Source organism: Paraburkholderia diazotrophica, from assembly GCF_038900755.1.
GTDB lineage: Bacteria > Pseudomonadota > Gammaproteobacteria > Burkholderiales > Burkholderiaceae > Paraburkholderia > Paraburkholderia diazotrophica_A.
Genome location: NZ_JBBPEN010000008.1, coordinates 112005 through 135986, shown reverse-complemented (window position 1 = coordinate 135986; position 23982 = coordinate 112005). Strand labels below are relative to the sequence as shown.

28 protein-coding genes, 1 tRNA gene and 1 riboswitch are annotated in these 23982 nt (G+C 63.1%); of the genes, 13 read left to right on the top strand and 16 right to left on the bottom strand.

What is annotated here, in order from left to right; translation table 11 throughout:
- Window positions 1-140: 140 nt before the first annotated feature.
- On the top strand, window positions 141-1286 hold the full coding sequence (locus AABE10_RS23975; RefSeq protein WP_342935725.1) for an acyltransferase: 1146 nt from the start codon (window positions 141-143) through the stop codon (window positions 1284-1286).
- 117 nt (window positions 1287-1403) lie between these two features.
- On the opposite strand, the gene AABE10_RS23970 is transcribed toward AABE10_RS23975, so the two are convergent.
- Window positions 1404-2663 (bottom strand): group 1 glycosyl transferase, encoded by a 1260-nt coding sequence (locus tag AABE10_RS23970; RefSeq protein WP_342935724.1) that lies wholly within the window; start codon window positions 2661-2663, stop codon window positions 1404-1406.
- Between the two features lie 285 nt (window positions 2664-2948).
- Between AABE10_RS23970 and AABE10_RS23965 the strand changes: the two genes are divergently transcribed.
- Entirely contained in the window at window positions 2949-4196 is a 1248-nt protein-coding gene (locus AABE10_RS23965; protein WP_342935723.1) for an oligosaccharide flippase family protein, read from the top strand.
- Entirely contained in the window at window positions 4196-5260 is a 1065-nt protein-coding gene (locus AABE10_RS23960) for a glycosyltransferase (protein ID WP_342935722.1), read from the top strand. The genes AABE10_RS23965 and AABE10_RS23960 overlap by 1 nt, the downstream gene beginning before the upstream one ends.
- Before the next feature lie 70 nt (window positions 5261-5330).
- Here the strand turns inward: AABE10_RS23960 and AABE10_RS23955 are convergent, their stop codons facing one another.
- On the bottom strand, window positions 5331-5732 hold the full coding sequence (locus tag AABE10_RS23955; RefSeq protein ID WP_342935721.1) for a 3-hydroxyacyl-CoA dehydrogenase NAD-binding domain-containing protein: 402 nt from the start codon (window positions 5730-5732) through the stop codon (window positions 5331-5333).
- Between the two features lie 376 nt (window positions 5733-6108).
- On the opposite strand from AABE10_RS23955, the gene AABE10_RS23950 reads away from it, so the two are divergent.
- Window positions 6109-6297 carry a hypothetical protein gene (locus AABE10_RS23950; RefSeq protein WP_342935720.1) on the top strand — a complete coding sequence of 63 codons (189 nt, stop codon included), beginning with the start codon at window positions 6109-6111 and terminating at the stop codon, window positions 6295-6297.
- A 290-nt stretch (window positions 6298-6587) separates the two neighbouring features.
- Here AABE10_RS23950 and AABE10_RS23945 read toward each other — a convergent pair.
- The 9 genes from AABE10_RS23945 to ydfG all read right to left on the bottom strand — a co-directional run bounded on the left by AABE10_RS23945 (window position 6588) and on the right by ydfG (window position 13243).
- Window positions 6588-6663 (bottom strand) — tRNA-Lys (locus tag AABE10_RS23945).
- Window positions 6664-6899: 236 nt separating this feature from the next.
- Complete coding sequence (ybgF, locus tag AABE10_RS23940) at window positions 6900-7649, bottom strand: tol-pal system protein YbgF (protein WP_342935719.1); 750 nt, start codon at window positions 7647-7649, stop codon at window positions 6900-6902.
- Window positions 7650-7664: 15 nt separating this feature from the next.
- Entirely contained in the window at window positions 7665-8171 is a 507-nt protein-coding gene (gene pal / locus AABE10_RS23935; protein ID WP_342935718.1) for a peptidoglycan-associated lipoprotein Pal, read from the bottom strand.
- Between the two features lie 19 nt (window positions 8172-8190).
- Complete coding sequence (gene tolB, locus AABE10_RS23930; protein ID WP_342935717.1) at window positions 8191-9483, bottom strand: Tol-Pal system beta propeller repeat protein TolB; 1293 nt, start codon at window positions 9481-9483, stop codon at window positions 8191-8193.
- A gap of 124 nt (window positions 9484-9607) precedes the next feature.
- Window positions 9608-10621, bottom strand: a complete 1014-nt coding sequence (gene tolA / locus AABE10_RS23925) for a cell envelope integrity protein TolA (RefSeq protein ID WP_342935716.1) — start codon at window positions 10619-10621, stop codon at window positions 9608-9610.
- Window positions 10618-11064: a protein TolR gene (tolR, locus tag AABE10_RS23920; RefSeq protein ID WP_342935715.1), complete on the bottom strand. Its 447-nt coding sequence runs from the start codon at window positions 11062-11064 to the stop codon at window positions 10618-10620. Before tolR ends, tolA begins: the two co-directional genes overlap by 4 nt.
- A 10-nt stretch (window positions 11065-11074) precedes the next feature.
- Window positions 11075-11752, bottom strand: a complete 678-nt coding sequence (gene tolQ, locus AABE10_RS23915; RefSeq protein ID WP_012401829.1) for a protein TolQ — start codon at window positions 11750-11752, stop codon at window positions 11075-11077.
- 165 nt (window positions 11753-11917) lie between these two features.
- Window positions 11918-12388 (bottom strand): tol-pal system-associated acyl-CoA thioesterase, encoded by a 471-nt coding sequence (gene ybgC / locus AABE10_RS23910; protein ID WP_342935714.1) that lies wholly within the window; start codon window positions 12386-12388, stop codon window positions 11918-11920.
- A 108-nt stretch (window positions 12389-12496) separates the two neighbouring features.
- Entirely contained in the window at window positions 12497-13243 is a 747-nt protein-coding gene (gene ydfG / locus AABE10_RS23905) for a bifunctional NADP-dependent 3-hydroxy acid dehydrogenase/3-hydroxypropionate dehydrogenase YdfG (RefSeq protein ID WP_342935713.1), read from the bottom strand.
- Window positions 13244-13430: 187 nt separating this feature from the next.
- Window positions 13431-13545, top strand: a riboswitch (ZMP/ZTP riboswitch).
- A 184-nt stretch (window positions 13546-13729) separates the two neighbouring features.
- Between ydfG and glyA the strand changes: the two genes are divergently transcribed.
- The 7 genes from glyA (at window position 13730) to AABE10_RS23870 (ending at window position 18480) form a co-directional block, all read left to right on the top strand.
- Entirely contained in the window at window positions 13730-14977 is a 1248-nt protein-coding gene (gene glyA, locus AABE10_RS23900; RefSeq protein ID WP_342935712.1) for a serine hydroxymethyltransferase, read from the top strand.
- Between the two features lie 6 nt (window positions 14978-14983).
- Window positions 14984-15475: a transcriptional regulator NrdR gene (gene nrdR, locus AABE10_RS23895; RefSeq protein WP_342935711.1), complete on the top strand. Its 492-nt coding sequence runs from the start codon at window positions 14984-14986 to the stop codon at window positions 15473-15475.
- Between the two features lie 169 nt (window positions 15476-15644).
- Window positions 15645-16205, top strand: coding sequence for a GspH/FimT family pseudopilin (locus AABE10_RS23890; RefSeq protein ID WP_342935710.1), 561 nt, complete (start codon window positions 15645-15647; stop codon window positions 16203-16205).
- 11 nt (window positions 16206-16216) lie between these two features.
- Window positions 16217-16639, top strand: coding sequence for a type IV pilus modification PilV family protein (locus tag AABE10_RS23885; RefSeq protein ID WP_342935709.1), 423 nt, complete (start codon window positions 16217-16219; stop codon window positions 16637-16639).
- Window positions 16640-16719: 80 nt separating this feature from the next.
- Window positions 16720-17478 (top strand): PilW family protein, encoded by a 759-nt coding sequence (locus tag AABE10_RS23880; RefSeq protein WP_342935708.1) that lies wholly within the window; start codon window positions 16720-16722, stop codon window positions 17476-17478.
- An 11-nt stretch (window positions 17479-17489) separates the two neighbouring features.
- Complete coding sequence (locus AABE10_RS23875; protein ID WP_342935707.1) at window positions 17490-18008, top strand: hypothetical protein; 519 nt, start codon at window positions 17490-17492, stop codon at window positions 18006-18008.
- A gap of 40 nt (window positions 18009-18048) precedes the next feature.
- Window positions 18049-18480 carry a type IV pilin protein gene (locus tag AABE10_RS23870; RefSeq protein WP_342935706.1) on the top strand — a complete coding sequence of 144 codons (432 nt, stop codon included), beginning with the start codon at window positions 18049-18051 and terminating at the stop codon, window positions 18478-18480.
- A gap of 27 nt (window positions 18481-18507) precedes the next feature.
- Here AABE10_RS23870 and AABE10_RS23865 read toward each other — a convergent pair whose 3' ends face one another.
- From AABE10_RS23865 to AABE10_RS23855, 3 genes are all read right to left on the bottom strand, one after another.
- A complete protein-coding gene (locus AABE10_RS23865) occupies window positions 18508-18984 on the bottom strand; it encodes a DUF3318 domain-containing protein (RefSeq protein WP_342935705.1) in 477 nt (158 codons plus the stop codon).
- A 72-nt stretch (window positions 18985-19056) separates the two neighbouring features.
- The gene (locus tag AABE10_RS23860; RefSeq protein WP_342935704.1) at window positions 19057-19440 is read right to left on the bottom strand and encodes a phage holin family protein; all 384 of its coding nucleotides are present in this window, start codon (window positions 19438-19440) and stop codon (window positions 19057-19059) included.
- A 123-nt stretch (window positions 19441-19563) separates the two neighbouring features.
- Complete coding sequence (locus AABE10_RS23855; protein WP_007584918.1) at window positions 19564-19866, bottom strand: DUF883 family protein; 303 nt, start codon at window positions 19864-19866, stop codon at window positions 19564-19566.
- A 385-nt stretch (window positions 19867-20251) separates the two neighbouring features.
- Here AABE10_RS23855 and AABE10_RS23850 point away from each other — a divergent pair, with 385 nt between their 5' ends.
- The gene (locus AABE10_RS23850) at window positions 20252-20890 is read left to right on the top strand and encodes a peroxiredoxin (RefSeq protein WP_342935703.1); all 639 of its coding nucleotides are present in this window, start codon (window positions 20252-20254) and stop codon (window positions 20888-20890) included.
- 99 nt (window positions 20891-20989) lie between these two features.
- Here the strand turns inward: AABE10_RS23850 and AABE10_RS23845 are convergent, their stop codons facing one another.
- The gene (locus tag AABE10_RS23845) at window positions 20990-22180 is read right to left on the bottom strand and encodes an acyl-CoA dehydrogenase (RefSeq protein WP_342935702.1); all 1191 of its coding nucleotides are present in this window, start codon (window positions 22178-22180) and stop codon (window positions 20990-20992) included.
- A 117-nt stretch (window positions 22181-22297) separates the two neighbouring features.
- Between AABE10_RS23845 and AABE10_RS23840 the strand changes: the two genes are divergently transcribed.
- Complete coding sequence (locus AABE10_RS23840) at window positions 22298-23104, top strand: IclR family transcriptional regulator (protein ID WP_342935701.1); 807 nt, start codon at window positions 22298-22300, stop codon at window positions 23102-23104.
- A 29-nt stretch (window positions 23105-23133) separates the two neighbouring features.
- Here AABE10_RS23840 and AABE10_RS23835 read toward each other — a convergent pair whose 3' ends face one another.
- Entirely contained in the window at window positions 23134-23964 is an 831-nt protein-coding gene (locus AABE10_RS23835; RefSeq protein WP_342935700.1) for a diguanylate phosphodiesterase, read from the bottom strand.
- Between the last annotated feature and the right edge of the window lie 18 nt (window positions 23965-23982).

The following is a 23982-nucleotide window of genomic DNA, read 5'->3' as shown; positions in this document are numbered from 1 at the left end:
ATACTGTGCCAGAAATGCCCACCGAAAAGCGGCCATGCGTCGGCCAAAAACCAGGCAGGCGAATCTCCGCACGGCGGCTCGCGAACGACGAAACGGCGAACGAAACGACGAACGACCAAACGACGTCGAAGGGGAACAGCATGAAGCTATTCGGCAGCTCGGAATCGATGGTGCGGGGCAGGTCCGTCGAACTCGACTTCGTGCGCGGTATCGCGATCCTCGCCGTGATGGGCTTTCACTTCCATACCGTCAACACGGGCATCACGCTGATCTCGATCATCGAGTATCCGCTGAAGAATTTCGGCCGCGAAGGCGTGAACCTGTTCTTCACGCTGAGCGGATTCCTCGTCGGCGGACTGTTGCTGCGGCAATACGCGGAGAAGGGACACGTCGACGCGCGCCGCTTCATCGTGCGCCGGATGTTCAAGATCTGGCCCGCGTATTACGTGCTGATCCTCTTTCACGCGATCATCGGGCGTCACCCGCTGGACTCGTTCCTGTGGCAGAACCTGACCCACCTGCAAAACTACTTCGGCACGTCGATTTCGCAGACGTGGAGCCTCGCCGTCGAAGAGCACTTCTATCTGTTCCTGCCTGCCGTGCTGCTGCTGTTCGCGCGCTGGCAGATGCGCGCGCGCTCGATCATCGGCGTGCTCGGCGGCATCTGCGTGATCGTGCTGATCGCGCGTTGCATCGAAGTGGCGAGAGGGGGCGTGGACCCCGCGTTTTTCTATACGCAGTACCGGATCGATAGCCTGCTCTATGGCGTGATCCTCGCCGCGATCTACTGGATGAAGCCGGACGTGTATCAGCGTCTTGCGAAAAAGACGGGGCTGCTGCTCGCCGTCGTCGCCGTGCTCGTCGCGTGGCTCGCGTTCGCGACGAAGCACATTCCGCTCGACGAAAGCATCGGCTACACGATTCAGGCGCTCGGCTTTTGCGCGTTCATCGTGCTGATGCTCGAACATTCGGGCAAGGTGCGCACGTCGTTTGCGTATCGCGCGGTCGCGTGGCTCGGCGTCTACTCATACGGTATCTATCTGTGGCACTCGCTTGCGCTCGCGCCCGGCGACATGGTGATCCACAAGGCGACGGCGCTCGGCTTGCCGCCCGTCGTCGTGTGGGCGCTCGCGCTGTCCGCGCAGGCGGCCGTCGCGATCATCGCGGGCTACGCGATGACGCGCGCCGTCGAGTATCCGTTCCTGCGGCTGCGCAATGCACTGTTTCCGGCCAAGCGGAATGCGTCGGTGCGCGAAGAGATGCCTGTCGGCGGCCAACTGTCCTGATGCGCTGATGCCCGCGCGGCGATAACGGCCTACAACTGCCCGTGACGCATGCACATCGACGCGAGCGCCCCGCATGACGTCGGCGTGAATGTCGCCGTTGAGCAAAAGAAGTGTGGCTCAGGCGCGTGTCGCTATGGCTTCGGTGATCGCCTGCCGCAGCGTTTCCTTGAATTGCCCGAGCGTGTTGCGCGCGAGCAGATGATCGAGTGGCCGCCGATGCGGTTCTCCGCTGTGCCACTTCGCGGCGACTTCGTCGAGCGCGTGCTTGATCGATTGCGCGGACAGATCGTCGAGGCACGGCCCGAGCTGCCCGCCGCGGCAGAACCAGCCGATCAGCCCCTCGCTCGTCGCGACGACGGGCTTGTCGAAGCGGTACGCCTGCACCAGCACGCCGCTCATCCCGTAGTGGCCCTTGTAGCCGAGCCATACGGCGTCGCAAGCGGAGAACAGGTCGCGCTCCGTCTCGTTCGAGATGAAGCGGTCGAGAATCACGGGCGCCGGCTTGAGGATCGGAATGAATGCGCGCATGAAGCCGCGAATGTCGGGGTCCTGTTCGCCTGCGAGCAGCAAGGTCGGCGCGTCCGTCATGCCCGCGAGCGCTTCGGCGAGCTCGCAGATGCCTTTGCGCTCGCTGATCGAGCCATAGACGAGCAGATAGCGGCCGTCGGGATCGAGCCCGAGACGCTCGCGCGCGACGAGCGGGTCCTCGGCTTTTGCATCGGGAAACGGATCGGCGACGTACTCGACCTTCGCGCCATGTTTCGGCTTCGCGCGGCCGACCCACTCGGCCAGCGTCGGATCGATCGACAGCAGCGCGCGCAGTCCTTTCGTATGCACGGCGCGGCGAAACAGCAGCGATTTCAGCGTATTGACGAGCGGCCGCCCCGGCGTGCGCACGCCGACCTTGCGATGGTGGAACGTCGCGCGCATCGTAATGGCGATCCATGGCGCCCTGCCGAACGGCGTGCCGAGCAGCGGCAGCGCATGAAAGAAATAGTCGACGTAAGGCACGACGACGAGCCGCACGCGCTCGACACGTTTGACGGAATCGTATGCGAGCTTGAAATAGGCATGAAAGCGCGCGTAGCTGACGCGCTTCAGGCCGCGGCTCTGGCGCTGGCTTTCCGCATCGACGAACGCGATCTGCAAATCCTCGCGCTCCGCGGCCACGATCTCGCGCGCGAGCCGATGATCCTCGTTCGAGTTCTCCGTCACGACGAGGCACGGATAACCCGCTTCGAGACAGGTCTGCGCGATCCATTCGACGTAGCGCCAGCGATGCCCCGTGAAATTCGGCTCGATGATGACGACGTAGCCGAGCCTGGCGGCATCGGCGATGGGCGCTTCGACGGGCACGAGGTGAGTTGCGCGTTCCATGGTGGTCCTGACGAGCAGTATTGGGTCCACCTTAGCATCCCGCTTTCGGCGCGAACCGACAATTTCGCCATATCTTTGGCGAGAACGGACAGCCCGCGTTGCGCGTTGCCGATTCTGCCTGGCAGATGGCGTCCGCGTGCGGGTATGGCGAGGTACCTTGAAGAACGACGTATTTGCGCCGGCGGCCCGCGCCGTTTCTGCACGTCGCGCGAGACATGACGCATCGCTTCGACACCGTGCTTTCCCATCACGATGCACTGCATTGACGAAACAAGGAGAAGAAGATTGCGGACGATGAGGCTACCGGCGTTTTCGTTCAGGGCGAGTCTGGGTTCGAGCGCAGCGACGTGGGTGTTGCTGCAACAGGTGTTGATGCGTGGGCTCGTGGCCATCAAGTTTCTCGCGATCGGCCGCATTCTCGGGCCGGAGGCGATCGGCAGCGTGAGCGTCGCGCTGCTGGCCGTCGCAATTGCGGAGGCGCTGTCCGATACGGGCCTGTCGCAGGCCGTGATACAGGGGCAGGCCGCGCCGACACGCGATGAACTGGGCGCCGTCTGGACCACGCTCGCGTCGCGCGGCGTGCTGATCGGCGCGGCACTCGTCGCGCTCGCGCCGGTCATGAACAGCCAGTTTCATCTGGGCGGCGCGCTGCTGCTGTTGCAGCTTGCGGCGCTGCTGCCGCTGCTGCGCGGCGTCGCGTCGCCGGCGTATTACGTCGTGCAGCGCGACCGGCGCTTCCAGCACGTCGCGCTCGTCGAGATATCGGCGGCGTTCGTCGATTGCTGCTTCGGGCTGGCGCTTGCGCTGGCGGGCGCGGGCGCGTATTCGGTGCTGCTCGGCATGATCGTCGGCGAATCGCTGAAGACGGCGCTGACGTGGATCACCATGAATCCGCGTCCGCCCATTCGCCTGCGCTGGTCTGGAATCGGCCATTACATCGGATTCAGTCGCTGGATCTGGGCGGGCAGCGTCGTCAATCTCGTGCTGAACCAGTTCGACAAGGTGGTGGTCGGCAAACTGTTGGGGCCGGCGCAACTGGGCGCGTATCAGATGTCGTCGCGGCTCGCACAGATGCTGCTCGCCGATGCCGCGATCGCGATGTCGCAGTATCTGTTTCCGACCTTCGCGGCGCGCCATCGCGCCGATCCCAAGGTCGCCGCGCGGCTTTTCAGGCGCTATATTGGTTTGATCGCACTGGGGCTCGTCGTCGTCGTGATCGTGCTGCGGCTCGCGGCGCACCTGCTCTTTTCGCTGATTCTCGGACCGGCGTGGCTGCCTGCCGTGCCGCTCTTCAAGATTTTTGTGATCAACATGGCGATCGGCGCGCTGATCGCGGTGCTGGTCTCGTATCTGCGCGCGGTCGGCGACGCGAAGGCGACCACGCAGGCGTCGGTGATCCAGGTCATCGTGCTGCTCGCCTGCGTGCCGCCTGCGACGCACTACTGGGGCGTCACGGGCATTGCATGGGCCATGACGCTCGGACTGAGTTGCGCGGCGATGTGGATGGCGTATCGGACGGCAAGGGTGCTTTGATGCGGATTCTCCATCTCGTGCTTGAGCCGCGCCTGTCGGGCGCGGAAGTGCTCGCGAAGGATCTCGCGATCCATCAGCAGCGCGAGGGCAGCGTGGTCGGCGTGACCTCGCTGTTGCCCGAGCACGTGGATTTCGCGCCGCTCACGCGCGAGCTGGCGAGTCACGGCGTCGAGTGTGTCTTTCCTTGCAGGCGTTCGACACTGCCGGGGAAGCTCGTTTTTCTCGCCCGCATGCTGCGGCATTTCAGGCCCGACGTCATGTTCGCTCACGCGACGATTCCCGCCTTTTATGCACGCGCGCTGCCGACCAAAGTGCCCGTGATCTACGTGATGCATTCGGCCGTCAACGATTTCGAGCGGGCGCTCTTTCGCTACGTCGAACGGATATTGTCGTCGAGGGCGAGGGCGGTGATCGGCGTGTCGCCGGCCAATCTGCATGACTACAGGAACAGTGTGCGCGCGCATCCGTCGTTGACGCTGATTCCGAACGGTGTCGATACGACGCGCTTCGCATTCGACGATCGCCCGCGCGACGGCGATGCGCCGCTGCAGATCGTGCAGATCGGGCGATACACGTCGGTGAAGAACCAGTTGCAGACGGTGCATGCGTTTTACGAAGTTGCTGCGCAGCTGAAGGATGTGCGGCTGCAACTGTATGGCGTCGTCGAGGACCCGGCTTATCTGGCCGCGGTTCAGGATCTGGTGAAGAAGCTCGCGCTCGAAGAGCGCGTGAGCGTGGAGGGGCCGCACCCGGATGTGTGCGGCGTGCTTCGGGCGTCGAATGTGTTCGCGATGCCGTCGCGTTCCGAGGGACACAGCATCGCGTTTCTGGAGGCGCTGGCTTCGGGGATTCCCGTCGTCGCCAGCACGATTATGCCGTTCCAGTTCGCGAAGACGCTGCCTGGCGTGCAACTGGTCGATACCGACGATACGGCCGCTTATGCCGCGGCGCTGCTCGGCGCGCTCGCGCAGCCTCGGGTGCAGCGGTCGCTCGTCGGGCTGACGTTGCAGGATACGGCCGCGCGGTATCTGGATGTCGCAAGGAAGGTGGCGGCGCGTGTTTGAGCGCCGTTGCGCGGCGGGTCGCGTTGGAGCGGCGGCATCAATGTCGCACCGGCGCCCTTGTCACAGCGCTTCATTCAAGGCATCGGCGGCGACCAGGGCGCGGCGGGGCTTTTCGAAGTACGCACATCGTGACGACGACGTCCTTCACGCCACGACGCTTGTCCTCGATCAGCGCGTGGCCGACGAGACGCGGGCCCGAAACGCGGAACGGATGTCCGAAGGCATTCGCATTTACGGTTGCGGGCACATCCTTGCCCGCTGCATCGCCGCGCACCACCTCGAGCGGCTTCATTACGTTAGCTGGACTGAAGAAATGCAGGCCGATCACGTCTTGCGGGCGCCTCGTGTAAGCGGCGATCATGTCGGGCGTCCAGGTGCTCGACGCTGGAATTCCCCCGTGCTTCGTCACCACGTCGAGCATGCGAGACACGGACGCTTTCACGGTCATGTCCTCGAAGGCGGCTGCGACCATGAGATCTGCGTCCTGAATGTCCTCGCATGCGAACGTAGCGGAGAGAGGTCCACGCGTGTCTCGACGGCCTCTTCGCTAAGCTTACCTTTCTTCTCGCGCGCCTCTTAGTTGCGGAAGATCGTGGTTGAGCCGTTGTGCAATTGTTCTGGCCGTTCGTGCGCAAGACAGAACTGCGGTCGAAACGTGTAGGTGTGTCCACCATTCGTATGAGGAATTTCCGCATTGTGTCCTTTTCGTCATGCAGTGCAGTCAGAAGTCTCTCTAAAACTTAGAACTCCAGAGATTCGAATCTACGTCTAAACGTGCGCTGGGATGTTACGCATACCGTTTATCTCGATACGCGGAGCTGCTCGCAATAGAACCGGGGGAACTCTGCATGGTGGCTGCACACAACGATGACCTGAAGGCCGCGAAGGCGTGCGGGCTCAAGACAGCGTTTGTTTCGCGTCCGTATGAACATGGTAACGCGCAATCGAAAGACCTTGTTGCAGAAGACGAGTGGGACTTTGTGGCGACTTCGCTCATCGAACTCGCGGACATGATGCTGGGAGCTAACAGGAGATAACCCACCAACAGTCCTACACTGAAGCTCGACTCGCTACTCTGCCCAGCCAGGTTGGGCAGCAGGTTCTCTATGTCAGAGTTGTTTTTCCGATTGTGCAGTTCGATGACGGCAGCCGGTGAAACTGGCGCCGGCGACAACGGGTTCGGTAGCGGAATTGGCTGGGAGGGAGAGCGTGGTCGACAGCGGCTCGATCACGCTTTGTGCGTGGAACGGCTAGTAGGTTTGCGGAGCGGTAGGCGGATTGCGATGCAAAGAAAATGGCCTAGCCGAAGCTAAGCCCTTGAATCTTTTGGTAGGCCGTACTGGATTCGAACCAGTGACCAACGGATTAAAAGTCCGCTGCTCTACCAGCTGAGCTAACGACCCGAAAGAGAAGCGAAATTATATCGGCGGGGGCAGGGGCTGTCAACAATACGCCGGCCAAATTGGTCGCCGACGAGCAGCCCGACAAGCACAAGCCCAAAAACGAAAAGCCCGAAACTGCGAAGTTCCGGGCTTTCCAGCGAGAGGCACGCGTATCGGTTATCGAACCTCGATACTGCGTGTTTTACTGCATCTACATCCGGCAACCGGGCGCCCGGCACAAACCGGACGCAGCCAAATCACTTGATCTGCGAAAGCTTGCTTTGCGCAGACTGCGCGACATCAGAGCCGCCGTATTGCGCGACGATCTGCTCCAGCGTTTTTTTGGCGGCGGCCTTCTGCCCTTGTTCGAGCTGATTGTTCGCGATTGCCAGCAGGGCTTCAGGCGCGCGCGGATGCTGCGGATACTTCTGCACGACGCCTTGCCACACGGTCGTCGAACCCTTGTAGTCGCGCAGCGCGTACAGCGCGTTGCCGAGCCAGTACTGCGCCGTCGGCTGATACGGGCTTTGCGGGTACTTCGCGATAAAGCTGCGGAACGATGTCGCCGCGTTCTTGAAGTCCCCGTTGCGGAACTGCTGCGAAGCCGCGTTGAACGCATCCGTTTCACCGGGCTGCACGGTGCCCTCGACGCCATCAACCGTCTGTTGCTGCGGCTCGAACTTCTTCAGACGACCATCGAGGTCGGTGTAGTAGTCCTTCTGCTGCTTCTGCAACGTGGCGAGCTGATTGGTGAGGTCCTCGTTCTGACCGCGCAGCGTCGCGACCTGCTGGTTCAGCTGGTCGAGACGGTTTTGCTGGTCGAGGATCGTGCGTTGAGCCGCCGACAGCTGGCTCGACAGACTATCAGTCTTGCTGCGCAGATCGAGGATCGCCTGGCGAGCCTGATCGTCGTCGAACATGCCTGCGTGAGCGGGCAGGGCCATCGCGGCCGTCCCTGCGACGCAAGCGGCTGCGGCCATGCGCAGCCAGGAGAAACGGTGCGTCATACGGCTTGCCACCTATTACTGTTGATAGACGAGGTCGGCGCGGCGATTCTGCGCCCACGACGCTTCGTCATGACCCGTTGCCACCGGCTTTTCCTTGCCGAGGCTCACGGCTTCCATTTCCGAATCCGCAACGCCCTGCAGCGACAGCGCGCGACGGACCGCTTCAGCACGCTTCTGGCCGAGTGCCAGGTTGTACTCGCTCGTGCCGCGCTCGTCCGTGTTGCCCTGGATCAGAACGTGACGCTGCGGATGGCTCTTCAGGTACTGACCGTGTTGCTGCAGCAGCGGCTGGTAGTCGTCCTTGACCGAGTAGCTGTCGAAATCGAAATAGATGCTGCGCTTTGCGAGCGGGCTATTCGGATCGTTCAACGGATCGACGTTCACCGTGGCGACATCGTTCGGGTTAGGCTGCGCGCCTGCGCCGCCCTTGTTGGCGTTCTCGTCGAGCTTGACGCCCGAATGACAGGCAGCCAGCGCGCCGACCATGGTCACGGCAAACGCGATTCGAAGTTTGGACATCATGCTTCACTCTCCTTGTGTGTTATTGCATAAACGGGCCCCAGGAAGGCTCGCGTACGCTGCCCCCCTGAACGGACAGGACCTGCCGCGTACGACCGTCGGTCGAAACTGCGGCCAACACGCCACGGCCGTTCACCTGAGTGGCGTAAAGAATGTACTGACCATTCGCCGCGAAGCTCGGCGATTCGTCATGTGTCGTATCGGTGAGCGCCGTCGCGACGCCCGACTGCAGATCCTGGATGTACAGCTTGAAGCCCCCACCCGTGCGCGAGATGTATGCGAGTTGCTTACCGTCCGGGCTCACGCGCGGACTCGTATTGTAGTTCCCGCTGAATGTCACGCGCTGCGCGCCGCCCGAGCTTTCGCCGCTGGCCGGCATCTTGTAGATTTGCGGCTGGCCGCCGCGGTCGCTGGTGAAATAGATCGACTGGCCGTCGGGAGAGTACGACGGCTCAGTATCGATCGAGGTGCCTTGTGTCAGACGGCGCAGGCCGCTGCCGTCGGCGTTGACGGCGAAAATCTGCGTATTGCCGGTGCGCGACAGGGCGACGGCGAGCGTACGGCCATCAGGCGACCATGCGGGCGCGCTGTTGTTGCCCTTCTGATCGGATACGACGATGCGGCGGCCCGTCGGCAGATCGTGGATGTAGACGATCGGCTTCTTTCTTTCGAACGACACGTACGCGACCTTTGTGCCGTCAGGCGACCATGCGGGCGAAATGATCGGCTCGGGGCTGGAAAGCGCGATGTGCGCTTCCTGGCCGTCCGAATCCGAAATCTGCAGCTGGTATCGGCCACCCGTCTTGATCACATACGACAGGCGCGTCGCGAACACGCCACGGCCGCCCATCAGCTTGGCGTAGATATAGTCCGCGACCTTGTGGGCGCTCATGCGCAGGCCGCTTTCCGGACTGGTCAGCTCCAGGCCGCCGAGGTTCTGCTGCTTGACGGTGTCGTACAACTTGAAGCGCACCTGATACTGGCCGTTCGGCAGACGCGTGACGCTGCCTGCAACGAACGCGTCCGCGCCCTTGGCCTTCCACGCGCCCAGATCGACCGAATCGCCTTCCGAAACGGGCGTGCCGCCGGCGTCGATGTTGGTGAACTTACCGCTGCGCTGAAGGTCCTGGCGGACGATCGCGCTGATCTGCTGGGGAGAACTTGCCTCGTTGGCAAAATTTGCCGTGGCAATCGGGAACTGGGTGGACCCTACGCCCGTCACGAGGACGTTGAGTTGTGCATGGGCGGCACCGCCGGCGGCGATCAGGCACGACGCTACGAGCGCTCGCAGGCCTAGCTTGGTCATCAAACTCATTCTGTATAAATTCCCCAAAAACGAATTTCTAACACTCCAAGGTTACAAACAGACCGCCATACGCAGAAATCGTTCCCGGTCACCTACCTGTAAGGCGGGCGGACCGTTCGACGCGGTTCAGCGTTCAGGCGGCCGGACGCAGTGTGATCGTAAAGCTCGCGGGCGTCTTGCCGTTGACGTCTTGCGGCATCGGGTCCGAGCGCTGGACAGCGCGCAACGCTGCGTCGTCCCATGCCGAATTGCCGCTGCTGCGCGTGACGGTCGCGCTCAGCAACGTGCCCGTCGGCGCGCAGCGGACGGCAACCACGGTTTCGAGCCCCGCCGTTTCGCCCGACCAGACGATGTTCGGACGCACGCGGCGCTGCACCTTCTCCGCATAGCCCGGCGATGTGGCGTTGCCGCCCGCGCCGCTGCCCGTGCCGCCCTTCGCCAGACCGTTGCCCGTCGAGCCTTCGCCGCCCGCCATACCCTGCATCGCGGCGAGACGCTCGCGGCGCTCCGCGTCGAGCTTCTTCGCGGCTTCGGCTTGCGCCTGTGCCTTGGCCCTCGCGGCCTTCGCCGCTTCAGCCTTGGCCTGCGCTTCGGCTTGGGCCTGCTTCGCTTGCTGTTCCTTCTGCTGCTCTTCCTGCTGCTTCTTCAACTGGTCCTGCTTCTGCTGGGCCAATTGCTGCTGCTTCAACCTTTCGGCTTGCTGCTGCTGTTGTTGCTGCTTGAGCTTCGCGGCCGCAGCAGCCGCTGCCTGATCGGCGGCCAGTTGTTGCTGGCGCTTCGCTTCCGCTTCCTGCTGGGCCTGCAGTTTCTGCTGACGCTGCTGCTCGGCGAGTTCCGCCTGACGCTGGGCTTCCTGCTGTTTACGCTTCTTTTCCTGCAGCGCGATGTCAGCCTCTTCGTCGTTGACCTGCGGCGCGGGCTTCACGGGTGCGGGCGGCGGCGGAGCGGGGCGGGGCGCCGGCGTATCCGGCACCTGCGTCCACAGTTCGGCTTCCGCGCCTGCGGGCGTGCTGTTCTGCCAGTGAATGCCGTGATACAGGAAGAATCCGAGAAGCACGTGCATCAGCGCGGCGAGCGCGAACGCGCGCCCCGTGCCGCGCTCGCGCGGCGGCTGCAGCGGATAGACGTTTTTCGGTCGACGGATCATTGCGATTTGACGAGCAACCCAACGCGCTTGACGCCGCGAGCCTTCAGGTCGGACATCACGTTCATCACGACTTCATACTTCACGGTCTTGTCAGCGGCGATCACGACAGGCTGATCGGGATGCGACGCCTCGCGGTCGGTGACGAAGCTGCGCAGGTCGGCTTGCGTCATCGTCTCCTGCTGGGTCGTGCCCGCGTCATCCTTGTACTTGACGCTCATGTTGCCGTCCGCGCGGATGTTGACGACGACGGGCGGCGTCTGCTGCTGGGGCGCGGCGCCGCCGACAGTCGGCAGGTTCACGATCGACGGCGCGACGAGCGGGGCCGTCACCATGAAGATCACGAGCAGCACGAGCATCACGTCGATGTACGGCACGACGTTGATGTCGGCCATCGCGCGGCGCGAGCGGCTGCCGCGCATGCTGGAACGAACTGAACCGGCCATCGTGGACTCCTTAATGGGCCTGGCGTTGCAGGATGTTCGAGAACTCTTCGATGAAGGTTTCGAAGCGGATCGCAAGGCGATCGATGTCGTGCGCGTAGCGGTTGTACGCGACGACGGCGGGGATGGCTGCGAACAGGCCGATGGCCGTTGCCGTCAGCGCTTCGGCGATGCCGGGCGCGACGTTCGCGAGCGTCGCCTGCTGGACGTTCGCGAGGCCGCGGAACGCATTCATGATGCCCCACACCGTGCCGAAGAGACCGATGTACGGGCTGACGGAACCGACGGATGCAAGGAATGCGAGGTTGGCTTCGAGCACGTCCATTTCGCGCTGGAATGCGGCGCGCATGGCGCGGCGCGCGCCGTCGAGAATCGCGCCCGGATCGTTGATCCGCTTTTCCTTGCCTTTCAGAAACTCACGCATGCCCGATTCGAAGATACGTTCGAGCGCCCCGATCGTGTGACGGTTATTCGCGGCGCTCTGGTACAGCGCCTGCAGGTCGCCGCCCGACCAGAAATCGCGTTCGAAACGTTCAGTCTGCGCCCGCGCGCGGCGAATCGCAAACCACTTGCGGAAGATGAAAGTCCACGACATCAGCGACAGCAGCAGCAGCAGCGCCATCACCGCCTGCGCCAGCAGACTTGCATTGAGAACGAGAGAAATGATCGAAAGATCTTGAGTAGTGTTCATAGAGTTTCGCTGTAACGTCCCGGAAGGGGCATTCGGCTGAAAGGCGGTTCGAAGCGGTCGGTTGGCATTCAGTCGGCAAACCGGAAGCTTCGGCGGACCTTTCGCCGAACCATGCTTGGTCTTGTTGTGACCGTTACGAATTCACTGTCGAGGTAACAACGACACTTAATTGCCTGCCGTTGACACGCTCGCGCCGTTTGAGAGCGATCCGCGCCGCAACGCAGCGAGAACAGGCGGAGGAATGGCGGCCGGTTTCATCGCCGTCGAGTCGACGCAGCCCACGCGGATCGTGCCCGTTGCCAGCAGCGTGTCGTCGCGCCAGGCTTTCTGAGCGAAGTCCACCGACGCGCGGCCAATCCGCTCGATCCGGCTGACGATGCGCAGCACGTCGTCGAGCCGCGCGGGCGCGCGATAATCGAGCGCGGTGCTGCGCACGACGAACAGCGCGCCTGTTTCGTCGGCCAGCTTGCGTTGATCGACTCCGCAGGCCCGCAGCCATTCGGTGCGGGCGCGCTCGAAAAACTTCAGGTAGTTCGCGTAAAACACGATGCCGCCGGCGTCGGTGTCTTCGTAATACACGCGAATCGGCCAGATAAAGCCGGTTTCCGCGTCAGACTGACTGTCAGACATATTCATAGCCGCGCATTTTACCGGAACGCAAAAGCGCGCCGCATTTTTGGGCACATTTGTTGCGCGGGCGCCGCGCGCTCTCTCGCGGCCGCCAGATGTCCCGTTGCGAGATGCTCAACCCCGATGGATGTTCAGGCTGGCGAACGACTGCGCGACGGGCATCAGCTCGATCGTGTTGATGTTGACGTGCGCGGGGCGCGTCGCGATCCAGTAGATCGAATCGGCGATGTCTTCGGGCGTGAGCGGCCGGACATTCTGATAGACGTTTGCCGCCTTTTCGTCGTCGCCGCGAAAACGCACGTTGGAAAACTCGGTGCCTCCGCACAGGCCCGGCTCGATGTCCGTCACGCGAACTGGCGTGCCGTGCAGGTCGGCGCGCAGATTCAGGCTGAACTGGCGCACGAACGCCTTGGTCGCACCGTAGACGTTGCCGCCCGGATACGGCCACGTGCCCGCCGCCGAGCCGAGGTTGAACACGTGCCCGCGATTCCGCTCGATCATGCCGGGCAAGAAGGCGCGCGTGACCTGCACGAGGCCCGTGCAGTTGGTCTCGATCATCGTGGTCCAGTCGTCGAGCATCGCGCGTTGCGCCGGTTCGAGGCCGAGTGCGAGGCCGGCGTTGTTGACGAGCACGTCGACGGCGGCGAACTCGGCGGGGAGGGCGGCGGGCGCCGCCTCGACGGCCGCGCGGTCGCGCACGTCGAGTTCGACCGGCAGCAGGTTGTCGCCGAGTTCGTCCGCGAGCGCGTGCAGACGGTCCTTGCGCCGCGCGGTGGCGACGACGCGGTGGCCGCCTTTGACAAACGCGCGGGCGATGGCGGCGCCGAACCCAGCGGACGCCCCGGTAACGAACACGATCATTGCTGTTCCATGGTCGGTGGAGAAAGGCCACAAGCCTACTTCCAATGGCGCGCTGCGGCAAGAATGACCCCGCCGCGCGAAGGCACGTCCGGGCGGGCCGAGCGGCGCCGCGGGGCTTCTGGCGGCGGGTCCGGCGCGCTTGCCCGTTCGGTTGCCTATTCCACCTGGTTCCAATAAACTAACGCGCTCATCCCTACGTGACTGGCGATAGGACCCGACGCTGTCAAGCCTGACGGGTTCAAGGTGGAGCATCCCACCGTGAAGCGCAGGGTGCCGTTTTGCCGTTCGCCTGGGCAGCCATGTTTCGAGCGCGCCGTCGTTTGCGCTGCCGGTGGTTGTCCTGCCTCGCGTGTGCGGCACGTCCTTCACCCGCCACGTCAAGGCTCCCACCATCAGCAGCGGCCAGCAGTGCTGCGTACCCACTACGCTCCCGGCACACGACCTGCGCACGATCCGGTCAACCTGAACACACTTAACGGAACCAGCATGTTTGACAGAGCCCAAAGCACCATCGCCAACGTGGACCCCGAAATCTGGAAGGCAATCCAGGACGAGAACCACCGTCAGGAAGAGCACATCGAACTGATCGCGTCGGAAAACTACACGAGCCCGGCCGTGATGGCCGCGCAAGGCTCGCAGCTCACGAACAAGTACGCGGAAGGCTATCCGGGCAAGCGCTACTACGGCGGTTGCGAGTACGTCGACGTCGTCGAGCAACTGGCGATCGACCGCGTGAAGCAGGTGTTCGGCGCGGAGGCCGCGAACGTCCAGCCGAATTCGGGTTCGCAGGCGAACCAGGGCGTGTTCTTCGCGATGCTCAAGCCGGGCGACATGATCATGGGCATGAGCCTCGCGCATGGCGGCCACCTGACGCACGGCTCGCCCGTCAACATGTCGGGCAAGTGGTTCAATGTGGTCAGCTACGGTCTGAACGAAGCGGAAGACATCGACTACGACGCAGCTGAAAAGCTCGCCCAGGAACACAACCCGAAGCTCATCGTCGCAGGCGCATCGGCGTTCGCGCTGCGCATCGATTTCGAGCGTCTGTCGAAGATCGCGAAGTCGGTCGGCGCGTATCTGATGGTCGACATGGCGCACTATGCCGGCCTGATCGCCGCGGGTGTGTATCCGAACCCCGTGCCGTTCGCCGACTTCGTCACGACGACCACGCACAAGAGCCTGCGCGGCCCGCGCGGCGGCGTGATCCTGATGAAGGCCGAGTACGAGAAGCAGATCAACTCGGCGATCTTCCCGGGCATTCAGGGCGGTCCGCTGATGCACGTGATCGCGGGCAAGGCGGTCGCGTTCAAGGAAGCGCTGTCGCCGGAATTCAAGGAATATCAGCAGCGTGTGGTGGAGAACGCACGCGTGCTCGCTGAAACGCTCGTCAAGCGCGGTCTGCGCATCGTGTCGGGTCGCACGGAAAGCCATGTGATGCTCGTCGACCTGCGCGCGAAGAAGATCACGGGCAAGGCGGCGGAAGCGGCACTGGGCGCGGCGCACATCACTGTGAACAAGAATGCGATTCCGAACGACCCGGAAAAGCCGTTTGTGACGAGCGGCATCCGTCTTGGTTCGCCGGCAATGACGACGCGCGGTTTCGGCACGAAGGAAGCGGAGCAGGTCGGCAACCTGATCGCCGACGTGCTGGACAATCCGGAAGACACGGCCACGATCGAGCGCGTGCGCGCGCAGGTCGCCGAGCTGACGCAACGTTTCCCGGTCTACCGTTAAGCTGCCATGCGCTGCCCCTTCTGCCGGCATGACGATACGCAGGTCGTCGACTCGCGCGTATCGGAGGATGGCGCCGCGATCCGTCGCCGTCGCCGTTGCCCGGCCTGCGACAAGCGTTTCACGACATACGAGCGGGTCGAACTGGCCTTGCCCGCCGTCGTGAAGAAGGACGGCAGCCGCACTGAATTCGATCGCCGCAAGATCGTCGCGAGCATGCAACTGGCGCTGCGCAAGCGCCCAGTTGCGGCCGACGCGGTAGATGCCGCCGCGTCGCGCATCGAGTATCAGCTGCTTGGCAGCGGCGAGCGCGAAGTGCGCAGCGAGCGTCTGGGCGAGCTCGTGATGAACGAGCTGCGCGCGCTCGACACCATCGCGTACGTGCGCTTTGCATCCGTCTACCGGCGCTTCGAAGACGTTTCCGAATTCGAAGACGTCATCGAAGAGTTTCGCCGGATGAACGCACCGGCCACGCCCGCGAAGCCCACTCGCAAGCGCTGATTGTTTGCGCATCCGCATCCTTCCTCCCTGAAGTCCATCCGCGAATCCACGATGTACGTGCATTGTCGTGCAGGGATTCGCGCGTCCGCCACCTGGCCATCCGGCTAATTGTGAACCTCGCCGCACGCCGTTAGAGTCTCACGTTCTTGGCATAAGTAAAGGAATGCTGATGAAATGTGATGCTCATACATCGCGTGTCTGTCGCGGGTTCACGCTGTTCGAGACACTTGTCGTCATCGCGCTGCTCGCGATCGTCGCGACGATGAGCGTTCCTTCGTTCGTGGCCTGGCACGCGCGCGATCAGGTCGACGCACGTGCGCGCGCGTTGCTTTCCACGCTCAGTTACGCGCGCGGTGAAGCACTTCGGCGCGGCGTGCGCGTGACAGTGTGCCGTGTCGATTCGGCGCGTCATTGTCTTGCCGTTGGACAGGCGTGCAAGACGGGCCCCGTCGACTGGTCGTGCGGATGGGCCGTGATGATCGAGCGCGCGGGCGGTTTCTATCCGTTGCGCGTGCAGCCCGAACTGGCGGATGTCAGCATCGCCGGCGCGCTCACGAACCTCACGTTTACGCCGCCGGCGGGACAGGCGAACGGCAGCTTCCGCAGCTTCGACGTCGGCCCGCGTGCGGCTTCGAAGGCGACACAGGGCAAGGACTGGCGGCGCTGCATCCGTATCGCTGCGGGCGGCCGTGCGCGTATCGTCGATGGTGCATGCGGGGCCACGACATGAGGCGCGCGCGAGTGTTTCTTCCGCGCGGGCAGACGCTGATCGAAGTGCTGATCGCCGTTGCCCTCACGGCTGTTACCGTGCTTGGCCTGATCGCGGTGCAACTGTCGATTGCGCGCGACAGCCGTGCGACGTCGTACCGGGAGCAGGCCGCGCTCATCGCCGACGCAATTGCCGAGGCAGCGCGTGCGCCTTCCGCGAGCGAGAGCGCTCCCGCGCTCAGTGAATGGAAGGCGCGTGCGGCGAGTATCTTGCCGAAAGGCGATGCGGCCGTCTCGGGCGCCGATCTGTCGTTCGCCCGCGCGACCTGGGCGGCGCAGCTTACTCTGGCGCGTAACGCCACGGGCTCGGGAGACGTGATCGATATCCCCGCATCGTGCGGCGATGTCGATGTGCCCCAAGGGCGTGAATGCATCGTGGTGGCGTTTTCTCGATGATGCCGCTCGTTTCTCAAGACCCTATTCGGACGCCACCTCGTACGCGGTTTGCAGGCGCATACGGTCACACGCTGCTCGAAATGACAATCGCGATGGCTTTAGGGCTGATCGTGACAGCGGGCGCTGTGTCGCTCTATCGCTCGCAACGGATCGCGTTTGCGCGGGCTGCCGATGCAGCGCAGATCCACGATGCGGGCATGACGGCGCTGTCGCTGATCGGCGAGCAGTTGCAGATGGCCGGGTTCGTTTCCGCCGACATGTCGCGAGCTTTCGTCACGCGTCCCGGTCTTTTCGGCTGCTCGGGCGGACGGCCGGTGGGCGCCGACGACAGCCTCTCCTGCGAATCGCTCGCAACGCATTCGGACGGCATCGCGGTGCGCTACGTCGCGGACAACGTATCGACATGGCCATCTGCCGCGAACCTCACGACCGATTGCCTTGGCCAGGGCGTCACGAAAGCGGATGCTGATGCGCCGGGCGTGTCCATCGTCAACCGTTTCTATGCGAAGACCAGCAGCTCGACGGGCGAGCCCGAGTTGTACTGCGAAGGCACGGGGGCGAATTCGTCGCAACCGCTCGTCGAAGGCGTCGAGCGCGTGCGCTTGCGGTACTGGCTGATGGGGGCGCCGTCGGCGCTCAATGCCGCGTCGCTTGCGCCGACGCAATGGAGCAGCGTCGTCGCCGTCGATGTGTGCGTGCTCGTTCGCGGCGCGCCTCAGATGGGGCAGACGCGCTATGTCGATTGCGACGGCGTGCCAGCCGTCAGTGCCGATACGAGAATGCGGCGCGCGTTCTGGCGGCGCGTCGCGCTTCGAAACAATGAAGGGAGTGCTGGGTGATCGACAGTCAGATGAAACAACGCAGAACGGTGCGTCGTCTTGCGCATGGACGGGGGATTGCGCTGCCCGTCGTGCTTCTGCTCGCATCGATGATGCTTGCGACATCGGCGGCGTGGTTCGAGCAATCGGTGGCGACTGCGCGTAACGCGACTGGCATATATGACCATCTGCTCGCGTTCCATGCCGCGGACGCAGCGCTGACGGCCTGCGCCCGCAACGTCATCGGTGGTTCCGTGCCGGCGATGCCGGACGTCGCAGGTGAGCCGGCCGGCTGGAAGTCGCAGACGACGTTCGAGTCCAACGCAATCGCTCCATTCGCGTCGTGGCCCGCAACGTTGTCATTGCGGGTGCCGCGATGTCTCGTCGAAGGATGGCGGCTGGCGAATCGTGCCGACGCGCATGCTTATCTCGTGACGGCGAGAGGGTACGGCCGCAAAGTCGATTCGCAGATGTGGCTGCAATTGCAGGTTGTCATCGACGGCGGCACGGTCGAGAAACATTGGCGTCGCGTGGCGGCGCGTCCCTTTTGAACCTATGAGTCTTATGAGTGTTCTGAGCGCACAACCGGCCATGACCCTTGCGATAAAGCACAAGTCGCATGCCTTCTCGTTGCTCGAACTCGTGGTTGCGATGGCGATCGCGGCGACGCTCGCCGTCTTCGCAATACCATCGTATGTCGCGCATATCGCGAAGGCGCACAGGATGGATGCTGCGTCGGCGCTGTATCGCGCGGCGCAGTTCGTGGAGTCGTCCGCTTACGTGGATGGGGCGCCGTTGCCCTTGGGTTTCGACCAGGCGCCGCAAGCGGGGAAGGCGATCTATCACTTGCGTATGCTGTCCGCCGACGATTCGAACGGCGGCTATACGCTCGAAGCGCAACCGATCGGGAACGGACCGATGGCTGATGACGCGTGCGGCACGTTCATTCTCGATGCGACGGGCACGAAGTCGAACCGTGGCTCGGTGGACGCAGTCGCCGACCAATGCTGGAGCACGCGATAGATGATTGAACGATCGACACGAATCGCGTCAGGGCGGGTTCATATTGGCGTCTTTTGCGCCGGTGGACGTTGCCGTAGGTTTCGCACCCTCGCGCCTGATCTGTCTGTAGATGCGATACGCTTCCCATGCCGCCAACGCGAGGCTGCCCCACTTGAGCGCGGGCTTCGCGGTCGCCGTCACACTGTTGCGGATCGGCTTCGCGAGCACGAGCGACACGATCGAACTGATCAGCGGGTACTCCTTGAGCAGCGCACCGATTCCGCTGGCCGCGCCGCGACGGCGTCCCCAAGGCATCGCGCCGAAGCCGGGCACGATGAACTTGAGCCAGCTGAAATGCGTGACGGCATTGCGCAGATCGAGCGTCGCCTGGGCAAGCTCCATGCGTTCGACGTCCGCTCGCACGATCAGCAGTTCCTTGCGCAGCGCGCGCAGATGCGGCGCGCTCAGGTCTTTGCCGGTGTGGCGGTGGCTTCGAAATGCGTTATCGGAATGGACCTGGCTCATGGTGGATCGCCGGTTGATCGAACGGTTGATCAAAGTCGCTGTCGATCGACAGCCAAGGACGGCGCACGGCCTTCAGCGTTTGCGGAAGATCTCGCGGTCCTTCTGGAATTCGTGGAGCGTGGCTTCGAAGATCATTGGCGCATTGCGCAAGCCGCTGCGAGCCTTGAGCGCGAAAACGATCGCCGCGATTGCGTAGACGATCGTGATGCCGGCAAGCGCCTGCCATCGGTAGGTGTCCCAGAAGGCAATCGCGATGAGCGCGGTCAGCGCGATCAACGCCATCGTCGCGAGCATCATGGCGGCGAGCCCCATGAAGAGCACCAGCAGCAATCGGTCTTTTTCCTCGGCCAGCTCGATGCCGATCAGTTCGAGCCGCGTTTGCAGGATCGAAAAGAACGAACTGAGGATGCGCCGCAATGGCCCGCGGTCCCCGCTGTGCGATTGTGTGTCGATCATGGCTTGAGCGTGTTGCGCGCGAGGATGCGCGTAGATGGAGCCGACCGGCCGCTCGCGCGCCGGTCTGCAAGTCAGCAAAGCGCGCCGGCCGCTCGACCGCGCAGCCGGCGCGCGTCGCGCGCGTTACTTGCGATTGATCAGCAGGCCCACCAGCACGCCAACGCCGGCTGCGATGCCAATCGACGCCCACGGGTGTTCGTGGACATAGTCGTCGGTGGCGCGAGCGGCCTTCTTGCCTTTCTCGACAACCACCACCTGCACGTCGGCAGCCTTTTCCTTCGCCTGCTTGAGACGCGAGAGCGCCGTCTCGCGAAGTTCAGAAGCGCGTTCGCCCGTGGCGCTCGCGGCCTGCTTCAGCAGATCTTCCGCGTCTGCGAGTACGGTTTTGATATCCGACATCAATCTCTCCTTGTTGACTTCCGACATTGACTGCTCCCTTCGTGCACGCTACGCGTGAATCGTAACCAAAGAAACGGCTGCTGGCGAGCCAACGAGCCGCGCGCCATCCGGTTACGCGCATCGCCGCGCGCAAGTTCCGAACGCGCTTGCATGAAGCGTTCCTGGCTGCCGCGGACGTGTCATATGGCCGCTTCGAACCGTGACGCTCACGTGTCCGCAGAACAAACCATCGTGTGGATGGAGTTGATCTGTCCCGCTAAGTTTCGTACATCGGCGAGAAAATTACAAAAACAGATAAGCGTCGCAGTCGATGTTCGTTAGCGGTGCACGACCTCGTCCCGTATGCTCTAATTTGTAACCCTCCGCCGGCCGGACCGAGCGGATCATTCGAACAACTTCAAGGAGCTGCACTATGAGTCTACGTCTTGGCGATGTCGCACCGGACTTCGAGCAGGAGTCGAGCATCGGCCGCATCAGGTTCCACGAATGGCTGGGTGACAGCTGGGGCGTCCTGTTTTCGCACCCGGCGGACTTCACGCCCGTCTGCACGACGGAACTCGGGCTGACCGCGAAGCTTGCAAGCGAATTCGAGAAGCGCAACGTAAAGACGATCGCGTTGTCTGTCGACAGCAAGGAGTCGCACAACGAGTGGATCAAGGACATCAACGAGACACAGGCAGCCAGCGTCGGGTTCCCGATTCTCGCCGACGGCGACCGCAAGGTGTCGCAGCTGTACGACATGATTCATCCGAACGCGAACGAAACGCTGACGGTGCGCTCGCTCTTCATCATCGACCCGAAGAAGAAGGTGCGTCTGATCATCACGTACCCGGCTAGCACGGGCCGCAATTTCGACGAAGTGCTGCGTGTAATCGACTCGCTGCAACTGACGGACAACTATCAGGTCGCGACGCCGGGCAACTGGAAGCATGGCGATGATGTCGTGATCGTGCCGTCGCTCAAGGATGAGGAAGAAATCAGGCGCAAGTTTCCGAAGGGCTACAAGGCGCTGCGTCCGTATCTGCGGATGACGCCGCAGCCGAACAAGTAAGCCTCGCTTCTCAGAGCAAGACAGAAAAGCCCGCGTTCATTGCGAACGCGGGCTTTTCGTTTGCAGACTTCCTATGGATTCTTTGTGAATCGACGAGCGTCAGAAGAACGCCTGAATGCCCGTCTGTGCGCGTCCGAGAATCAGCGCATGGATATCGTGCGTGCCTTCATACGTGTTCACCACTTCGAGATTCACCAGGTGCCGCGCGACACCGAACTCATCCGAAATGCCGTTGCCACCCAGCATGTCGCGCGCCGTACGCGCGATGTCGAGCGACTTGCCGCATGAATTGCGCTTCATGATCGACGTGATCTCGACAGCTGCCGTGCCTTCGTCCTTCATCCGGCCAAGACGCAGCACGCCTTGCAGGCCGAGAGTGATTTCGGTTTGCATGTCGGCGAGTTTCTTCTGGATCAGCTGATTGGCCGCGAGCGGCCGGCCGAACTGCTTGCGATCGAGCGTGTATTGACGGGCCGTATGCCAGCACGCTTCGGCTGCGCCGAGCGCGCCCCACGCGATGCCATAGCGCGCCGAGTTCAGACAGGTGAACGGTCCACGCAGACCTTTCACGTTGGGCATCAGATTTTCCTCAGGCACGAACACGTCATCGAGCACGATCTCGCCGGTGATCGACGCGCGCAAGCCAACCTTGCCGTGGATAGCGGGCGCGCTCAAACCCTTCCAACCCTTCTCAAGGATGAAGCCGCGAATCTCATCCTTGCCATCCGCCTGGAGCTGCGCCCAGACGACGAACACGTCTGCGATCGGCGAATTCGTGATCCACATCTTCGAACCGGACAGCGAGTAGCCGCCATCGACTTTCTTTGCGCGCGTCACCATGCTGCCCGGATCGGAACCATGGTTCGGCTCCGTCAGGCCGAAGCAGCCGATCCACTCGCCCGTCGCGAGCTTCGGCAGATATTTGTCCTTCTGCGCGTCGGAACCGAATTCAAAGATCGGCACCATGACCAGCGACGACTGCACCGACATCATCGACCGGTAGCCCGAATCGACGCGTTCCACCTCGCGCGCGATCAGCCCGTAGCTCACGTAGTTGAGGCCGGGGCCGCCGTACTGCTCGGGAATGGTCGGACCGAGCAGGCCCAGTTCGCCCATCTCGCGGAAGATCGCGATGTCCGTTTTTTCATGGCGAAACGCTTCGAGCACGCGCGGCGCGAGCTTGTCCTGCGCATAGGCCTGCGCGGCGTCGCGCACCATGCGTTCTTCTTCCGTGAGCTGCTGGTTGAGGAGCAGCGGGTCTTCCCAGTGAAACTGTGCGGCGGCTGCCATGACGTATCTCCTTGTCGACAGAAGCCGGCGTTTTCGCGCTTGCTCCTGTCCCATGCTTGACTTGAGTTCCGCTGTGCGAAACAATGTTTTGCAAACGACGATTGAGTTTAGCACCCCATGTCGAAACCTGCATCCGCCCCATCGCTATCGGCGCGCGTTTCCGATTCCGTCGACGAGCGCAAGTTCGTGGTCGCGCTGGCGCGCGGGCTCGATCTGCTGCGCGCGTTCCGGCCCGGAGAGACGCTGCTCGGCAACCGCGACTTCGTCGAGCGCACGGGTTTGCCGAAGGCGACCGTCAACCGGCTCGCGTACACGCTGACAGTGCTCGGCTATCTGCGCTTCGACGAGGCACTCGGCAAATACGCGCTCGACGCGGGCGTGCTGTCGCTCGGCTTCGCGCTGCTGTCGGGCACCGATACGCTCGAACTCGCCCGCCCGCATATGCGCGACTTCGCGCGCGAGGTCGGAGCGGCGGTGTCGCTCGGTTGCCGCGACGGTCTGGACATGATCTACCTGGAGACGATCCGCAGCGAAACGGCGCTGACGCTGGGCCTTGCATCAGGTTCGAAACTGTCGATGCTGACGAGTTCGATGGGCCGCGCCTATCTCGCCGTGCAGCCCGCCGACGCGCGCGCCGCGCTGCTCGCCGAATTGCAGCGCGCAGCCGGCGACGAAGGCGCGCAACAGGTCGCGCAGGCGCAGAAGGAAATCGATGCGTTCGCGGACGAGGGCTGCTGCTATTCGTTTCGCGACTGGCACGACGACGTAAACGCCGTCGCCGTGCCGTTCAGGGACCCACGCGACGGCCGGTTGCTGGTGCTGAGTTGCAGCGGACCGGCCTCGTCGATGGGGGAGCGCGTGTTTCGGGAAAGGGTCGCGCCGCGTCTGAAGACGCTCGCGCGTCGACTAGGCGATAGCGCCTGAATCCAGCACACAGGGCACACCCACCAACCTCAAGCCAGCCGATTCTCATGCACGACGAATAGCGGGCCTTGCACGAACCGCACGTCGTACTGCTGCAATAGATCGAACTGCGCTTCGGTCGTCACGCGATTGAAGATCAACGGAATTCTTAGTCGGTTCGCATAGCCGACCAGTGGCTTCACCATCGAATCGCGCAATGCCGAAGCCGCATCCATCTTGATGAAGTCCAGTCTCGCCATGTCCGACACGGACAGGATCTGTCCTGCGTTCGGCAGATTGCCGGCGACCTTGAATCCATAGTGCTGATAGCTCTTGGTCAGATAGCCAAGAAATGTCCGATGCGCGACGGCCGCAGGCGGCAACTCGATCACGATGCGCGACGGATTCAACCCAAACGACATCAGCACGGTCGAGAAATGTCGGCCGTGATCGTAGCGCACGCTCTTTAGCAGCCGCTCGTGCACGCGCAGAAACAGCAGCCCATGCCGCTGCGGCCCGAAGAAATTGATCGCGTGCATCGCGCGCGACATCCGGTCCAGCGCGACGAGTTGCTGATCGTCGGCGACGTGCTCGAACGGATCGAACGTGTCGGACTCCATGCCGTCCAGCTGTTGCGTGATCGCCTGAAAGCCCAGTTCGTCGCCGAAACGGTCCGCGCTCTCGGGCGCCGACGACAGCGACTGCGCGAGCGCATGCACCGAAATGTCGAAGATCGGCTCATAGCTACTGCCGATTTCCACGTTGCCGAACCGCGCGACCGCCTCGTCGGCGCGAATCCCTGCGCCCATTCTCAGATGCTCGCCGAGAAACGGGTGAGTGGAGGCGCGGTCGACAAGTTGGGGGATGGTCAGCGGGATCATGAATGCGTTCGGGGGAGC

Excerpts from the sequence above, each read along its gene's own strand:
- nrdR (WP_342935711.1), top strand. The coding sequence starts at position 14,984 with ATGCGCTGCCCCTTCTGCCGGCATGACGATACGCAGGTCGTCGACTCG.
- AABE10_RS23875 (WP_342935707.1), top strand. The coding sequence starts at position 17,490 with ATGAAACAACGCAGAACGGTGCGTCGTCTTGCGCATGGACGGGGGATT.
- pal (WP_342935718.1), bottom strand. The coding sequence starts at position 8,171 with ATGATGTCCAAACTTCGAATCGCGTTTGCCGTGACCATGGTCGGCGCG.
- AABE10_RS23975 (WP_342935725.1), top strand. The coding sequence starts at position 141 with ATGAAGCTATTCGGCAGCTCGGAATCGATGGTGCGGGGCAGGTCCGTC.
- AABE10_RS23860 (WP_342935704.1), bottom strand. The coding sequence starts at position 19,440 with ATGATCGACACACAATCGCACAGCGGGGACCGCGGGCCATTGCGGCGC.
- AABE10_RS23970 (WP_342935724.1), bottom strand. The coding sequence starts at position 2,663 with ATGGAACGCGCAACTCACCTCGTGCCCGTCGAAGCGCCCATCGCCGAT.
- ybgC (WP_342935714.1), bottom strand. The coding sequence starts at position 12,388 with ATGAATATGTCTGACAGTCAGTCTGACGCGGAAACCGGCTTTATCTGG.
- AABE10_RS23870 (WP_342935706.1), top strand. The coding sequence starts at position 18,049 with ATGACCCTTGCGATAAAGCACAAGTCGCATGCCTTCTCGTTGCTCGAA.
- AABE10_RS23955 (WP_342935721.1), bottom strand. The coding sequence starts at position 5,732 with ATGGTCGCAGCCGCCTTCGAGGACATGACCGTGAAAGCGTCCGTGTCT.
- AABE10_RS23835 (WP_342935700.1), bottom strand. The coding sequence starts at position 23,964 with ATGATCCCGCTGACCATCCCCCAACTTGTCGACCGCGCCTCCACTCAC.
- AABE10_RS23840 (WP_342935701.1), top strand. The coding sequence starts at position 22,298 with ATGTCGAAACCTGCATCCGCCCCATCGCTATCGGCGCGCGTTTCCGAT.
- ydfG (WP_342935713.1), bottom strand. The coding sequence starts at position 13,243 with ATGATCGTGTTCGTTACCGGGGCGTCCGCTGGGTTCGGCGCCGCCATC.
- tolA (WP_342935716.1), bottom strand. The coding sequence starts at position 10,621 with ATGATCCGTCGACCGAAAAACGTCTATCCGCTGCAGCCGCCGCGCGAG.
- AABE10_RS23865 (WP_342935705.1), bottom strand. The coding sequence starts at position 18,984 with ATGAGCCAGGTCCATTCCGATAACGCATTTCGAAGCCACCGCCACACC.
- tolB (WP_342935717.1), bottom strand. The coding sequence starts at position 9,483 with ATGAGTTTGATGACCAAGCTAGGCCTGCGAGCGCTCGTAGCGTCGTGC.
- AABE10_RS23950 (WP_342935720.1), top strand. The coding sequence starts at position 6,109 with ATGGTGGCTGCACACAACGATGACCTGAAGGCCGCGAAGGCGTGCGGG.
- AABE10_RS23855 (WP_007584918.1), bottom strand. The coding sequence starts at position 19,866 with ATGTCGGAAGTCAACAAGGAGAGATTGATGTCGGATATCAAAACCGTA.
- tolR (WP_342935715.1), bottom strand. The coding sequence starts at position 11,064 with ATGGCCGGTTCAGTTCGTTCCAGCATGCGCGGCAGCCGCTCGCGCCGC.
- AABE10_RS23850 (WP_342935703.1), top strand. The coding sequence starts at position 20,252 with ATGAGTCTACGTCTTGGCGATGTCGCACCGGACTTCGAGCAGGAGTCG.
- AABE10_RS23890 (WP_342935710.1), top strand. The coding sequence starts at position 15,645 with ATGAAATGTGATGCTCATACATCGCGTGTCTGTCGCGGGTTCACGCTG.
- AABE10_RS23960 (WP_342935722.1), top strand. The coding sequence starts at position 4,196 with ATGCGGATTCTCCATCTCGTGCTTGAGCCGCGCCTGTCGGGCGCGGAA.
- AABE10_RS23880 (WP_342935708.1), top strand. The coding sequence starts at position 16,720 with ATGACAATCGCGATGGCTTTAGGGCTGATCGTGACAGCGGGCGCTGTG.
- AABE10_RS23845 (WP_342935702.1), bottom strand. The coding sequence starts at position 22,180 with ATGGCAGCCGCCGCACAGTTTCACTGGGAAGACCCGCTGCTCCTCAAC.
- tolQ (WP_012401829.1), bottom strand. The coding sequence starts at position 11,752 with ATGAACACTACTCAAGATCTTTCGATCATTTCTCTCGTTCTCAATGCA.
- glyA (WP_342935712.1), top strand. The coding sequence starts at position 13,730 with ATGTTTGACAGAGCCCAAAGCACCATCGCCAACGTGGACCCCGAAATC.
- ybgF (WP_342935719.1), bottom strand. The coding sequence starts at position 7,649 with ATGACGCACCGTTTCTCCTGGCTGCGCATGGCCGCAGCCGCTTGCGTC.